This window comes from Bradyrhizobium sp. (assembly GCF_050014615.1).
Classification (GTDB): Bacteria; Pseudomonadota; Alphaproteobacteria; order Rhizobiales; family Xanthobacteraceae; genus Bradyrhizobium.
The window spans coordinates 12101-24561 of record NZ_JBEKCZ010000012.1; the positions used below are offsets into that span (position 1 = coordinate 12101).

Consider the following 12461-nt stretch of genomic DNA (forward strand, 5'->3'; position numbering starts at 1 on the left):
GATGTCCGATACCATGCAGTCGCTCGATCAGTTGTCGTCGCTGAAGCCGGCCGCGCCGGAAGCGCCGAAATACGTCAAGAAGGTCGACAAATACGGCCGTGCCTATGCCACCGGCAAGCGCAAGGACGCGGTGGCCCGTGTCTGGATCAAGCCCGGTGCCGGCAAGGTCACCGTCAATACCCGTGAGGTCGAAGTCTATTTCGCGCGTCCGGTGTTGCGGATGATGATCCAGCAGCCGCTGATCGCCGCCGCGCGTGCGGGCCAGTACGACGTGATCTGCACCGTGGCTGGCGGCGGTCTGTCGGGCCAGGCGGGTGCGGTGCGTCACGGCATCTCGAAGGCGCTGACCTATTTCGAGCCGGACCTGCGCGGCGTTCTGAAAAAGGGCGGCTTCCTCACACGCGACTCCCGCGTGGTCGAACGCAAGAAGTACGGTCGCGCCAAGGCGCGCAAGTCGTTCCAGTTCTCGAAGCGCTAAGTGCTTCGTTAGAATTATCGCGAAAGCGAAACATCCAGAAGGCGCCCGGTTCCGGGCGCCTTTTTTATTGAGCAATTGCCGACGAGTTGATGCAGTTTTTCCTGAAAACTTGCGTATCGCCGCAAACGGATTGCCAACGCGGCAGTCATAGCGTCACGAAGAAGTGACGGCGTGTGCTGCAATTTCAGCCGCGACGGGAATGCTGCATCACAATCACAGGGTGGCCCATGTCGCTTGATACTTCCACGCTTTATCTCGTTGCCACAATGGTCGCGGCAATGCTCGGAGCCATGCTGCTGCTGTTCGGACGGCAGGAGAATATCCCGGCGTTGAAATGGTGGGGGACCGCCTATCTGCTCGGCGCCGCGTCGGTGGCGCTGTGGACAATGGCCGGTCCGGTGCTCGGCGACATGCTGTCGCTGGCGTTGAACGCTGTCGGTTTCGTGGCCTGCGGCATGGTCTGGAACGCATCGCGGGTGTTCCACGGCCGCAAGCCCAATCTGCCGGGGCTGCCGCTCGGCGCATTGGTCTGGATTGCCGCCGTCGTGACGCTGGCGCCTGAAGCTGCGTCACTGCGCATGACGATCGGCGCCGGCATTGTTGCGGTTTATGCCGCGCTGACGGCCAGCGAATTGTGGTCCGAGCGCCGCAGGACGCTGCAAAGGCGCTGGCCCGCGATCGCGGTCCCGGTGCTGCACGGATTCGTGCTGATGCTGCCGATCCTGCTCGGTGATTTCCTGCATCGCCAGAATCATTCGTTTGGCACCAGCGTCTGGGTTACGGTATTCGCGATCGAACTCGTGCTTTATGCGGTCGGCACCGTGTTCGTCATCTTCATGCTGGTGTCGGAGCGCACGGTGACCGCGCACAAGACGGCGGCGTCGATGGACCCCTTGACCGGCATGTTCAATCGCCGTGGCTTCGCGGAGGCGACGTCGCGGGTGATCGAGCGCGAAGCTAAAGCTGGCCGGCCGGTGACGGTGCTGATCTTCGATATCGACCATTTCAAGTCGATCAATGATCGCTTCGGTCATCCGGCGGGCGACGAGATCCTCAAATTATTCTCCGCCATCGTGGTCAACTCGTTGCGGATCACAGATCTCTCCGGGCGTATCGGCGGCGAGGAGTTCGCCGCGTTGCTGCCCTGTTCGCTGGAAGAAGGCGTGCTCGCCGCCGAGCGGGTGCGGGAAGCCTTCGAGAGCTCGGGAATTGTGGACGAGAGCGGGCCGGTCGATACCACCGTCAGCATCGGGGTCGCCGGTGGGCCGGCGGGCACCGAGCTTGAGGTGCTGCTGGCGGCGGCCGATACCGCGCTCTATCAGGCCAAACGCGGCGGCCGTAATCGTGTCGAGGCGGCCGAGGAACTGCCGCTATCGCTGGAAAATTGGCGGCGGAAGACCGCGGGGGCCCTGCGTCCATCGCCGCAGCAGTCGGATGTGGCGAGCCTCGCATAGCTACGGTGGACGGCGGCGGTAACCTGCCGTTTACCATTCGATCCATATTATCTGTAGTCATGAACACGCCACACCGCCACCGGCCCAACGCCGCCCTGACCTCGCTCGAAGCGGCGGCTACGCTGGCGCGCGGTGGTTTTGCCTGCATGTTCTCGACCGCCGACGAATATGAGACCGCGCTGATCACACAGCGTCGTGCGCAAGGCCGCTACGATCAGCTACCGAGCCGCTGGCCCGCAGTCTTGTTTGTCGGCTGTGCGCTGATGGTCGCCGGTACCGTGCTGCTTTTGAACTGAGTTCCTCGGGAGCAGGGGACGTCAAGGCGCCGCAAGGCGCCTTTTTCTTTGCTAGCGTCATCTTCCGAAATCGAGGCGGCCGGCTTTTGCTATTCAACCGATTGAGCTAGAGACGTGCATCACAACCAGAGGCCGCCTCCAGATGATCACTGAAATCGCACAAATCGACGTCAAGCCGGGCACCGAGAAGGACTTTGAAGCCGCGGTCACCAAGGCGCGCCCGCTATTCCTGCGCGCCAAGGGGGGCCTGGGAATTGAACTGCACAGGTCGATCGAGAAGCCGTCGCGTTACCGGCTGATGGCGAAATGGGCGACGGTGGAAAACCACACCGTCGATTTCAGGGGCTCCGAAGACTTCGCGGCCTGGCGGGCGCTGGTCGGGCAGTATTTTGCGGCACCCCCCGAGGTCGAACACACCGAGACGGTATTGTCCTGAGCCTCAACGGTCGGGCGGCGACGGCGTCAAGCCGCCACCGCGCCGGTTGCCGCTTCATCGGCCTTGAAATGATCTATCAGGACTTTGACGATCGCCATTAACGGCAAAGCGAGCGATATTCCCCAGATCCCGAACACGACACCGAGCAGGATCTGGAAGCCGAACAGCGTGGCCGGCGGAATGTCGAGCGCCTGACGCTGGATGATCGGCGTCAGAACGTAGCTTTCCAGCGCGTGAACGCCCAGGAAAAGCGCGAACGCGCTGGCGGCGGCGACCCAGCCGGAGGCGAGACTCGCGAGCACCACGATCAATCCGGCGACCAGCGCGCCCACCGTCGGAATGAAGGCCAGCAGGCCAGCCTGGATGCCCAGAATAAACGAACTCTGGATACCGATGAGCGCAAGACCGATCCAGGTTACAACGAATACCGCGGCCATGGTGATGATCTGCGCGATCAGCCAGCGCTCCAGCGTCTCGCTGATCCGATCGACGATAATGGTTGTGCGGGCGCGATGCCGTGCCGGGGCCATGTACAACAGCCCCGTTCGGTAGACGCCGGGCTGCGCCGCGAAGGTCAGCCCGAGAAACAGCACGATAAAGAAATTTCCAACCGCGCTGACTGTGCCCAGAAGCAGTTTCAGGGTCTGGCTCACGATCGCGCCGCCGCTGGAGGCGAGCGCGCCTGCGCCGGGAAAATTGCGTGTCGCAGTCGCAGCCGGTGTCATCGCGGATCCCGGTGTTGCCGGCGTCGCGGTTGCTGCCGGTGTCGCGGCGGGATTGCCGAGCTCGAAATAGCTGGTGTCGATCCCGTTTCGCTCCAGGAAGGCCTTGACGCCGACCAGTTGCGATTTAATCGTATCGCTCAACACGATGGCCTGTTGCGCGATGGTGGCGCCGCCGAGGAAGACCACGCCGGACAACAGCCCTGCCAGCACCAGGCATACAATGCTCAGCCGCAGCGAATGCGGCAGTCTGACGACGCGGCCGAGCATATTGGTCATGGCGTTGAGCGCGACACCGAGCAGCATTCCCGCAAACATCAGAAATAGCGTCGCGGCGAAATACCAGGCGAACAGCAACAGGGCAGCGAATCCGACCACACCGATGCCGCCGACGGATATCGCCCATGCTAGATCGCCGCGGGCCTCAAGACGATTGTCGGCGGAATCTGTCACCTTGAAATCCTTCTGGTTTGTTGCGGAAGCACTCTTTCGCCAAACACGCCCGGGATCAAGCAAAGAAGGCACGCCCGTTTGACGCCGGTTCGCGCAAGGTCGTCGCGTCAAAAATGGAAGACTGGTGCCTGGATTCCGATGCAATCAGGCCCCAGCACCTCCGAAGGCGCGTGCCAATGCGCGTTCGGCGCCACGACGCGCAAGTGGTTTGATCAGTGGCGAAGCGAAATATGCCTGGCTCGATCGAAGTGCGCGATCCAGATCGGTGATGCGATAGAGTTTGCCCGCCGTGACGACGGCTTCAAGGCTCGACAAGTTGCCGATGGTCTGCGTCGGATCGCGCCGGAACAACAGGATATCGGCCGGCGCGTCGGGTTCGATTCGTCCGAGGCCGCGGATGCCAAGCCGGTCGCCGGCGTCCCGCGTCGCGAGCTGCCAGACTTGCTCAACGCGGATCCCGGCATCGATAAACAATGTCATTTCTTCGATCAGGCTGGCGCCCGGGATGACGAACGGTTGGGCGACGTCGGTTCCCAGATACAGTTGGGCGCCGGCGTCGAACAGCCTCTTTGCCAGTTGCTGCTTCTTCGCGATTGCGGGTGCCACCTGCCGATCCAGATAATCGCGTTGCATGCGGTTACCGGGGCGGCCTCGCTCGGGATGCCAGACCACGTCGAGATAAAACGGCGGCACCTTTGACATCTCGGGCTGTCGGCGCGTCGCTTCAAAATCCCGATAACAAAGCATCTTTTGATTGGTGACGATCGTTGGCGTATTGGCGATGCCATATTTCAGGGTCGCGTCGACAATAGCGTCCATTCGCCGTTCGTCGACGGCGTGCCAATCGCACGAGCGGTTGACGAGCGTGTCACGCTCCAGCGTTGCCGGCTCTGGGACGCCGAAGAAATGCTGTACCTCGGCAATTCGCGCGTCTTCGTACGTCATTCCGCGGGGCACATGACCCATCATTCTGAGGTCGTGTTTAGCACATGCCCCTTCAAGCGACCGGATCATCGGCTCGGTCAATCCTTCATAGAATTTCATGAAGCTCGCGCCATCCGCCTTGACGCGACGGGCTGCCGCGTCGGCCGCCGCCGCGCTCGCGTCCGCCAGCAGGATGGTGTTCTTGAAGGTAGCCTTGCCGGCGCCGACAAAGGGCCCGCACGAGATCACCCGGGGCACCGGATAAACGCCTTGGCGGCTCGATCTTCGCGCCGCGGCCACCGCCGTTCCATCGAGATCGCCGGCGTCGCGAACGCTGGTCACGCCGTGCCGCAGATAGAGCAGCGCCGCCCCTTGCGTGAGTTTCAAAGCATTGTCCGGAGGCAAATGGACGTGCATGTCGACAAGTCCGGGCAAAGCGAAGCATCCGGCAAATCCGGACGGCAGCGGGGTCTGTGCGTCGGAAATCCCCGTGATCGAACCGCCGGAGATTTCAATCGTCGCGCCGGCACGCCGACCGTGCATCGGGTTGATGACGGTGACGCCTGCGATTTGGAATTGCCCGCTGGCGGAACAGGGCGGAGGTCCCGGCCGCCGCAGTCCGAGCCTGTCAAGAACGCCCATTGCAAGGCCCGCCGGATATGCCACAAGGTTTGCAGCGACAACATGAATATGAGCATATATTCATGTTATGTCAATTGCCGGTGCGATCCGCGATGATGAAGGCTTTGATTGAAAAACGCAGTGGCCTGCGCAAGGTGCCTAGCCAGGCGCGCAGCCGCGCGCGTGTGGCTGCGATTCTAAAAGCGGCCGGCGAATTGCTGGGCGAAGTCGGGTACGACGGCCTTTCGACCAATCTGATAGCCGAGCGCGCGAAGGTTCCAGTAGGCTCGATCTATCAGTTTTTTGACGGCAAGGACGATGTCGTTGCCGCGTTGGTCGAGCAGTTTCAGGAGCGGATCCTCAGGCTTGCGAATGAGCAGTTGGATGCGGCGGGCGTCGCACGGGACCGTCGGGCCTTCATAGCCAGACTCGTCGATGGTATCGCCGGCATTCAGGCCGATGCGTCGGCCTTCGTATGCGTGTTTTCGGGCAGTCAGTCGCATGTGCGATTCGATGGCCTGGCGCGGGACCTTCGCCGTACGCTCACCCGCCACCTTGATCGCATCTTTGCCGAAGCCTTTCCACAGCTGCCCAGGGACGATCGCGGTCGTATGCTTGCCGCATGGTCGGATATCACCGGCGCCATGATCTCGAGCCTCGATCGAAGCAAGCCGGGGGAGCGCGGCAAGCTGCTGGAGGAACTGAAGACAGTGCTTGGCGCCTATCTCGATGCCAAGTTGGCAGTGCTGGACTGAGGTTCTTGCAGGGCTGCGAAGTGGAAGAAGGGGACGTAACATGTTGATCCGCAGCCGGCCGCGGGGCATGATCCAGCCCTGAATTCGACGCGGATTGGAAGCCAGGGATGAGGAGGCCGGTGGTCGGTGTGATCGGAAATTCCTATCGCATCGAAAACAGATTTGCCACACAGATGGTCGGTGAGCGAAATCTTCGCGCGGTGGCCGAAGTATCGGGCGCGTTGCCGCTGATGTTTGCGGCGTCACCCGAAATCACCGATATCGGCGCGTTGCTCGACGTGGTCGACGGCGTCGTGCTGACCGGGGCCCGTGCCAATGTTCACCCAACGCATTTTCGCACCGAACCCGACCCCCGGCACGAACCCTACGATCTGCGCCGTGACGATGTGGCGCTGGCGCTATCGGAAGTTTGCGTCGCCCGCGGTGTACCCTTGTTCGGTATCTGCCGCGGCTTGCAGGAGATGAACGTCGCTTTTGGCGGCTCGTTGCATCCCGAAATCCGCGAATTGCCCGGCCGCATGAACCATCGGATGCCGCGGCTGGAAAATGGCGAAATCCATCCCGATCCCAAGGTTATCTTCGCCGACCGTCACGATGTCAGCCTCGTCCCCGGCGGCGCCTTTGCGCGGCTGCTCGGTTGCGAGACGATCCGCGTCAATTCACTGCACGGCCAGGGCATCCTCGAGCCGGGCAAGCGGGTGGTTATCGAGGGCACGGCAGAGGACGGCACGATCGAGGCGATCCGGATCGCCGACGCGCCGGGCTTCGCACTCGGCGTGCAGTGGCACGCCGAGTACGATCCACAACGCAATCCCATCAACCGCGCCTTGTTTCAGGCGTTCGGCGAAGCGCTACTGGCGCAGAAGCATCGCGGATAGCTGCCGAGGTCGTCGGTGCCGTAAGGCGGCAATACGCGGCCGGGGCAGGGCGTCAAATTGGTTCACAGGATGTGTGGACGGTGCGTGGACGTTCACAATAGGCCAGACCTCCCAGAGGATTGGTGAACGTATATTGCCGTTTGCCCCGGTTCAGCCGGTGGTCAATCTTGATCGTGCACAAATTGCCTGTCACGTAGAGATCGGCGATCACGCTGTTGTTTGGATAATACCGGATCGCTTGAAGATGACGCCTTCCGATCACCCGCACTGAAGCCGCACCATTCTCCGCAGCACTGGGTTTGCCTCCCAGAGTCGTATCGTAATGCTCTTTCTTGACGAAGATCCCCATGGTGCTACCGGTTACATCCAGGGAGGCATGACGATCGACATCTAGGGTTCCAGTTCCTTCCACGTGAATGGGAAGATTCTGAACGGATGGGTTTTCGCAAGTAGCTATTCCATCGTAGCTAAATTTGGCCCGAAGCGCTGGATCGGCTTGACTGGAAGAACGTGACAGCCAGCCCAACCATGAGCGCGATACAAGATATGCAGGTCAATTTCGTCCGGTTCATTGTCTGATACCCCCCTGATAAGTTTGCTCGAATGGCATTCCCGGTACCGCTATTTGGATGGCGGAGCGGTCGACGGCGGCTTTCAACTCCGCTCTTTCACACATCCTAATTCAATTGCGCACCGGACGGGAATGACGACGAGCTCCGTTTATCCAGCCGTCGCCTGCGATGGTGCGGAACGAGGCGACGAGGCAATCCGGGTGGTGTTGGCCGGTAAGCGATTGGTATGGTTCAATAATTTTTGTTTAATTCAATTCCGGCGCGCTTCAGCGAAAAGACCGCCTCAAATTTAAGTTGCGACCATGGAACCCGATGCGTCCGAGATTGTTGGTAGCCGCGCCCCAACCCAGCGGGATCTTCTGCGCGCGACACCATCAATTCTCAAAAGGCGTGGAATTGGCTGAACCGTTCGAAGCCATAAGTGAGCAACTGGCACGAGCTAATCCCAACGGCTCCAAATGAAAGTGCCGGGCACTTATGGTTGCGAGCGAGTCTCCCGTTCTTCGTGCTGTTCTGGTCGTCGAAGACGAAATGATGCTGCGGATGCGGGCGGTGGACATGGTCGAGGACGCGGGGTTCACCGCCGTTGAAGCCATCAATGCCGACGATGCGCTGGCGATCCTCGAATCCCGCTCCGACATCGAACTATTGTTCACGGACATCCAGATGCCGGGAAGCATGGATGGCCTCAAGCTCGCTTACGCCGTCCATGAGCGTTGGCCATTGATCAAGATCATTCTGGTGTCCGGCCAGTTGAAATTGACCGACAACGACAAGCCTGTCGACAGCCGCTTCTTTGGAAAGCCGCTCGACGTGAAGCAAATGATTGCCGAACTGCAGGACATGATTGGCAATGGCGCGCTAAAAATCGCCAAGGATGTCGCCGCGCTGATCGCGACAGCCCCGCATCCGGAATCGAATGGCAAAGCGATCCGGCCGGGATCACCCGGTTCAACGCAGGAATTCCTGACTGCGGAAAATGACAGCCTTCGCCTGCTGCTGGAGCAGGCCGGTATCGATGCCAAGGTACTGCTTGCTCAGGCCGGCATCGATGCCAAGGAGCGTGAAACGGCCGACAAACTGCAGAAGCTTATTCTCGAGGAGTTGCATCACCGCATCAAGAACACGCTGGCGACCGTCAGCGCCATTGCTTCCCAGAGTCTGCGGACGGCAACAAGCATCGAGCACGGTCAGCACGCCATCGAAGGCCGGCTGGTGGCGCTGGGACGAGCGCATGATCTGCTGTTGCAAGCGAGATGGGCCAACGCAAGTCTTGAACATACCATCCGTGGTGCAACCGAGCCCTATGTCAGCATCGGTTCCGGTAGAATCTCGATACAGGGCCCCGACATCAGGATAACGTCGGGAGCCGTGATCGCTCTCGCCATGACCCTCAATGAGCTCTGCACCAACACCACGAAATTCGGCGCGCTGTCGGAACCGGCGGGGCGCATCGAGATCGTTTGGAAGATCGATGAAACGGCGCAGCGGTTGCATCTGACGTGGTCCGAAAAAAATGGCCCGACCGTTCATGCGCCATCCAGGCAAAGCTTTGGAACACGTCTGATCGGCACGCTTGGACAGCAATTAAAGGGCGCCGTCAAACTTGCCTATGACGCGACGGGATTTGTGTACGTATTGAACGTGCCGATGGCTTCGCTGGTCGCGCCGGCATGACGGGGTGATCAATCATGCACCGCATCCTTGGGCACGCGGTCAATGTCGGTTATAGACACTGATCGCGAGCGGCCGATCAACGGTCGTGCCATCACAGGGAGGATGCCGTGCAGGACCGGAAATGGTCGAGGCGTGAGGTGCTTAAGGCATCGACGGCAGCCGTGGCCGGCGCGCTTTTCGCACAGCCATTGCGAGCCGCCTCGCTACCGCCGACGGCGGTCACGCCGGCCTTGATCGACGCCGCGCGCAAGGAAGGCAAGATTTCCTATTACGCGGCCATCGAGCTGAACGTCGCCGAACGTCTGGGGAAGATGTTCGAGGCCAAATATCCCGGAATTACCGTGCGGGTCGAGCGTTCGGGGGCCGAGCGGATTTTTCAGCGTATCGCGCAGGAGCAGGACAGTGGCATTCACGCCGTAGATGTCGCCAACAGCACCGATGTGTCGCATTATCTCGACTGGAAAAAGAGCGGCTGGCTGGCGCCATATCTGCCTGAAGATGTCGCGAAGTATTTTCCCGCCGATCAGTTCGATCCCGACGGGATGTACGCCACATCGTGCGCGTGGCTGGAGGTGATCGGCTACAACACCGGTCTGGTCAAACCGGAGGACGCGCCGAAGAGCTACGCCGATCTGCTCGATCCGAAGTGGCAAGGCAAAATCGTCAAGGGTCATCCCAGCTACAGCGGCGCCGTCCTGACTACGACTTTCGTGCTCGCACGCGATTTGGGCTGGCCGTATCTTGAAAAACTAGCCCAGCAAAAGGTGATGCAGGTGCAATCGGCGGGCGATCCCCCGAAAAAAATCATGCTCGGTGAGCGCGCGGTGATGGCCGACGGCAACGACTACAATCTCGTGCTGTTCAAGGATCAGGGCAAGCCGGTGGAAGTGGTTTATCCGCAGGAGGGGTCACCGCTGATCATTGTTCCCTGCAGCGTATTCCAGAACGCACCAAATCCAAATGCCGCGCGGCTTTTTCAGAGCTTCTTCTTCAGCGCGGAAGCTCAGCAGATGCTGGTCAACGAATTTGCCCATCGCTCCTTCCATGCACAGGTTAAGCCGAGAGACGGACAAACGCCGATGTCCAGCCTCAAACTGCTGAAGTCCGATCCGGCCGCGGTGCAGGCGGCGAGCGAAGAGATAAAGGCGCGCTATTCCAAGGTTTTCAGGGTGTGATCGACCGACGCTCATTGCGGCAATCGAAATAAAAAAGGCGCTCCCGCGGGAGCGCCTTTTGCTTTCAAGTCCTGATGCTGGCGGGAAAATCCCGCCAATCCATCACAGCGAATAATACATTTCGAATTCGACCGGATGCGGCGTCATCTCATAGCGCGCCACTTCGGTCATCTTCAACTCGATATAGGCGTCGATGAAGTCGTCGTCGAACACGCCGCCGTTCTTGAGGAAGCCGCGATCCCTGTCGAGATTCTCCAGCGCCTCGCGCAGCGAGCCGCACACCGTCGGGATCGCCTTCAGCTCTTCCTTCGGCAAATCGTAGAGGTCCTTGTCCATCGCCGGACCCGGATCGAGCTTGTTCTTGACGCCGTCGAGGCCGGCCATCAGCATCGCGGCAAAACCGAGATAGGGATTGGCCATCGGATCGGGGAAACGCACCTCGACGCGTTTGGCCTTCGGATTGGAAGTATAGGGAATCCGGCACGATGCCGAGCGGTTGCGCGCGGAGTAGGCGAGCAGCACCGGGGCTTCATAGCCCGGCACCAGGCGCTTGTAGGAGTTGGTCGAGGGGTTGGTGAAGGCATTGATCGCCTTGGCATGCTTGATGATGCCGGCGATGTAGGAGAGGCAGGTCTCCGAGAGGTCGGCATATTTGTTGCCGGCGAATACCGGCTTGCCGTCTTTCCAGATCGACTGGTGGCAATGCATGCCCGAGCCGTTGTCGCCATAGACCGGCTTCGGCATGAAGGTGGCGGTCTTGCCGTAGATGTGGGCGACCTGATGGATGCAGTATTTGTAGATCTGCATCTGGTCGGCCATCAGCGTCATCGTGTCGAACTTCATGCCGAGTTCGTGCTGGGCGGATGCCACTTCGTGGTGATGCTTCTCGACCTTGACGCCCATCTTGGCCATCGCGCCGAGCATTTCCGAGCGCATGTCCTGCACCGAATCCTGCGGCGGAACGGGAAAGTAGCCGGCCTTGGTGCGGATGCGGTGACCGAGGTTGCCGCCCTCATATTCGGTGTCCGAGTTGATCGGCAGTTCCGACGAATCCAGCTTGAAGCCGGTATTGTAGGGGGTGGTCTGGTAGCGGACGTCGTCGAACACGAAGAATTCGGCTTCCGGTCCGAAAAAGACGGTATCGCCGACGCCCATCGACTTGACCATCGCCTCGGCCTTCTTGGCCATGCCGCGGGGGTCGCGGTTGTAGGGCTCGCCCGTGGTCGGCTCCAGCACGTCGCAGGTGATGACCATGGTGGTTTCTGCGAAGAACGGATCGATCGTCGCGGTGACCGGATCGGGCATCAGGCACATGTCGGATTCGTTGATCGCCTTCCAGCCGGCGATCGATGAGCCGTCGAACATCGTTCCCTCAGCGAATATCTCCTCATCAATCATGCTGATGTCGAAGGTCACATGCTGCCACTTGCCGCGCGGGTCGGTAAAACGCAGATCGACGTATTTCACGTCGTTGTCCTTGATTGATTTCAGGACGTCTTTGGCGGTCTTCATGAATCCCCCCTTAGGATTTTTGGTTGTGTTGAGCCGGCCGCGGCCAGCGACCATGGACAATGGTCAATACAATTGGGGGATGTTCAATACAATATCAGAGTGTCGGCATCAAAATGCCGGCAGGTTCCGGTCAAATGGCATCGAGCCCGGATTCCCCGGTTCTGATCCGAATGGCCTCTTCGATGTTGGATACGAAGATCTTTCCGTCGCCGATGCGTCCGGTCTGGGCCGCCCGCCTGATCGCGTCGATCGCCCGATCGACCAGCTCATCGGAGATCACGATCTCGATCTTCACCTTGGGAAGAAAGTCTACAATGTACTCGGCGCCGCGATAGAGCTCGGCATGGCCCTTTTGCCGCCCGAACCCCTTGGCTTCGGTGACGGTAATGCCTTGCAGTCCAACTTCCTGGAGCGCTTCTTTGACCTCGTCGAGCTTGAATGGCTTGATGATGGCTTCGATTTTTTTCACTGAACGCCTCCCGGGCACTTCATATTTCGGACTTCAGGG

At 60.2% G+C, this 12461-nt stretch carries 13 protein-coding genes; 8 read left to right on the forward strand and 5 right to left on the reverse strand.

Annotated elements, in window-relative coordinates; all coding sequences use genetic code 11:
• Nucleotide 1: 1 nt before the first annotated feature.
• The 4 genes from rpsI (at nt 2) to ABR948_RS03550 (ending at nt 2664) form a co-directional block, all read left to right on the forward strand.
• Nucleotides 2-478, forward strand: a complete 477-nt coding sequence (gene rpsI / locus ABR948_RS03535) for a 30S ribosomal protein S9 (protein WP_428114057.1) — start codon at nt 2-4, stop codon at nt 476-478.
• Nucleotides 479-705: 227 nt separating this feature from the next.
• The gene (locus ABR948_RS03540; RefSeq protein ID WP_428114058.1) at nt 706-1932 is read left to right on the forward strand and encodes a GGDEF domain-containing protein; all 1227 of its coding nucleotides are present in this window, start codon (nt 706-708) and stop codon (nt 1930-1932) included.
• Nucleotides 1933-1991: 59 nt separating this feature from the next.
• Nucleotides 1992-2228, forward strand: coding sequence for a hypothetical protein (locus ABR948_RS03545; protein ID WP_428114059.1), 237 nt, complete (start codon nt 1992-1994; stop codon nt 2226-2228).
• Nucleotides 2229-2370: 142 nt separating this feature from the next.
• Entirely contained in the window at nt 2371-2664 is a 294-nt protein-coding gene (locus ABR948_RS03550; RefSeq protein ID WP_428114060.1) for an antibiotic biosynthesis monooxygenase family protein, read from the forward strand.
• Nucleotides 2665-2690: 26 nt separating this feature from the next.
• Here ABR948_RS03550 and ABR948_RS03555 read toward each other — a convergent pair whose 3' ends face one another.
• Nucleotides 2691-3839: an AI-2E family transporter gene (locus ABR948_RS03555; RefSeq protein WP_428114061.1), complete on the reverse strand. Its 1149-nt coding sequence runs from the start codon at nt 3837-3839 to the stop codon at nt 2691-2693.
• A gap of 144 nt (nt 3840-3983) precedes the next feature.
• Nucleotides 3984-5405: an amidohydrolase family protein gene (locus ABR948_RS03560; protein WP_428114062.1), complete on the reverse strand. Its 1422-nt coding sequence runs from the start codon at nt 5403-5405 to the stop codon at nt 3984-3986.
• A gap of 92 nt (nt 5406-5497) precedes the next feature.
• On the opposite strand from ABR948_RS03560, the gene ABR948_RS03565 reads away from it, so the two are divergent.
• Nucleotides 5498-6139, forward strand: a complete 642-nt coding sequence (locus ABR948_RS03565; protein ID WP_428114063.1) for a TetR/AcrR family transcriptional regulator — start codon at nt 5498-5500, stop codon at nt 6137-6139.
• Between the two features lie 107 nt (nt 6140-6246).
• Nucleotides 6247-7017 carry a gamma-glutamyl-gamma-aminobutyrate hydrolase family protein gene (locus ABR948_RS03570; RefSeq protein WP_428114064.1) on the forward strand — a complete coding sequence of 257 codons (771 nt, stop codon included), beginning with the start codon at nt 6247-6249 and terminating at the stop codon, nt 7015-7017.
• A 52-nt stretch (nt 7018-7069) separates the two neighbouring features.
• Here ABR948_RS03570 and ABR948_RS03575 read toward each other — a convergent pair whose 3' ends face one another.
• Nucleotides 7070-7366: a hypothetical protein gene (locus tag ABR948_RS03575; RefSeq protein ID WP_428114065.1), complete on the reverse strand. Its 297-nt coding sequence runs from the start codon at nt 7364-7366 to the stop codon at nt 7070-7072.
• 754 nt (nt 7367-8120) lie between these two features.
• Between ABR948_RS03575 and ABR948_RS03580 the strand changes: the two genes are divergently transcribed.
• Together ABR948_RS03580 and ABR948_RS03585 are read left to right on the forward strand one after the other, a co-directional pair.
• Entirely contained in the window at nt 8121-9266 is a 1146-nt protein-coding gene (locus tag ABR948_RS03580) for a sensor histidine kinase (protein ID WP_428114066.1), read from the forward strand.
• A gap of 107 nt (nt 9267-9373) precedes the next feature.
• Nucleotides 9374-10441: an ABC transporter substrate-binding protein gene (locus ABR948_RS03585; RefSeq protein ID WP_428114067.1), complete on the forward strand. Its 1068-nt coding sequence runs from the start codon at nt 9374-9376 to the stop codon at nt 10439-10441.
• Nucleotides 10442-10543: 102 nt separating this feature from the next.
• On the opposite strand, the gene glnA is transcribed toward ABR948_RS03585, so the two are convergent.
• Together glnA and ABR948_RS03595 are read right to left on the reverse strand one after the other, a co-directional pair.
• Nucleotides 10544-11953 carry a type I glutamate--ammonia ligase gene (gene glnA, locus ABR948_RS03590; RefSeq protein WP_428114068.1) on the reverse strand — a complete coding sequence of 470 codons (1410 nt, stop codon included), beginning with the start codon at nt 11951-11953 and terminating at the stop codon, nt 10544-10546.
• A gap of 130 nt (nt 11954-12083) precedes the next feature.
• Nucleotides 12084-12422, reverse strand: a complete 339-nt coding sequence (locus ABR948_RS03595; RefSeq protein ID WP_213741013.1) for a P-II family nitrogen regulator — start codon at nt 12420-12422, stop codon at nt 12084-12086.
• Between the last annotated feature and the right edge of the window lie 39 nt (nt 12423-12461).

Excerpts from the sequence above, each read along its gene's own strand:
- rpsI (WP_428114057.1), top strand. The coding sequence starts at position 2 with ATGTCCGATACCATGCAGTCGCTCGATCAGTTGTCGTCGCTGAAGCCG.
- ABR948_RS03540 (WP_428114058.1), top strand. The coding sequence starts at position 706 with ATGTCGCTTGATACTTCCACGCTTTATCTCGTTGCCACAATGGTCGCG.
- ABR948_RS03545 (WP_428114059.1), top strand. The coding sequence starts at position 1,992 with ATGAACACGCCACACCGCCACCGGCCCAACGCCGCCCTGACCTCGCTC.
- ABR948_RS03550 (WP_428114060.1), top strand. The coding sequence starts at position 2,371 with ATGATCACTGAAATCGCACAAATCGACGTCAAGCCGGGCACCGAGAAG.
- ABR948_RS03560 (WP_428114062.1), bottom strand. The coding sequence starts at position 5,405 with ATGGGCGTTCTTGACAGGCTCGGACTGCGGCGGCCGGGACCTCCGCCC.
- ABR948_RS03565 (WP_428114063.1), top strand. The coding sequence starts at position 5,498 with ATGATGAAGGCTTTGATTGAAAAACGCAGTGGCCTGCGCAAGGTGCCT.
- ABR948_RS03570 (WP_428114064.1), top strand. The coding sequence starts at position 6,247 with ATGAGGAGGCCGGTGGTCGGTGTGATCGGAAATTCCTATCGCATCGAA.
- ABR948_RS03575 (WP_428114065.1), bottom strand. The coding sequence starts at position 7,366 with ATGGGGATCTTCGTCAAGAAAGAGCATTACGATACGACTCTGGGAGGC.
- ABR948_RS03580 (WP_428114066.1), top strand. The coding sequence starts at position 8,121 with ATGATGCTGCGGATGCGGGCGGTGGACATGGTCGAGGACGCGGGGTTC.
- glnA (WP_428114068.1), bottom strand. The coding sequence starts at position 11,953 with ATGAAGACCGCCAAAGACGTCCTGAAATCAATCAAGGACAACGACGTG.